The organism is Streptomyces alkaliphilus (assembly GCF_014141535.1).
In the GTDB taxonomy this organism is placed as follows: Bacteria; Actinomycetota; Actinomycetes; order Streptomycetales; family Streptomycetaceae; genus Streptomyces; species Streptomyces alkaliphilus.
Genome location: NZ_VKHT01001734.1, coordinates 1 through 452 on the forward strand (window position 1 = coordinate 1; position 452 = coordinate 452).

1 protein-coding gene is annotated in these 452 nt (G+C 73.7%); it reads left to right on the forward strand.

The window, feature by feature from the left end; genetic code table 11:
- A partial coding sequence (locus FNQ90_RS26530; protein ID WP_228471633.1) for a hypothetical protein occupies window positions 1–367 on the forward strand: 367 nt, incomplete at its 5' end.
- Between the last annotated feature and the right edge of the window lie 85 nt (window positions 368–452).

The window sequence follows — 452 nt, forward strand, 5'->3', positions numbered from 1 at the left end:
CGTGTCCCCCGTCCCCGTTCGACGGGCGGAACCGGCGCTGCGACCCCACCATGGGAGGGCGGCACCCCACCACGACGGCCAGGGATCGGAGGAACGACCGATGCGCCACCTCATGCGGGCCGAGACCGTCGGGAACACCGAACCGTCGGCACGGTCGGAACCGTCGGCACGGTCGGGGAACGAAGGCGCCCCCGGAGCCGGCCCCCGGGTCAAGACCTGGCACATGGTTCGCGGGCAGGAGACCCGGGCCATGTGCGGCCGGCGACTCGCCGCCGACTCCGTGACCCGCTCCGACGAGGACTGGGGACGCACGGAGGAACCCATGTGCCACACCTGTGGCGCGCTCTATCTGCGCGAGGTGCCCTGACCTTCCCCCGGAGAAGCCCGGAGAAGCCCGGGGGCGGGGCGCATGTCGGCCCCCCGGGGCACACTGCTCCGATGACCCCCTCCCC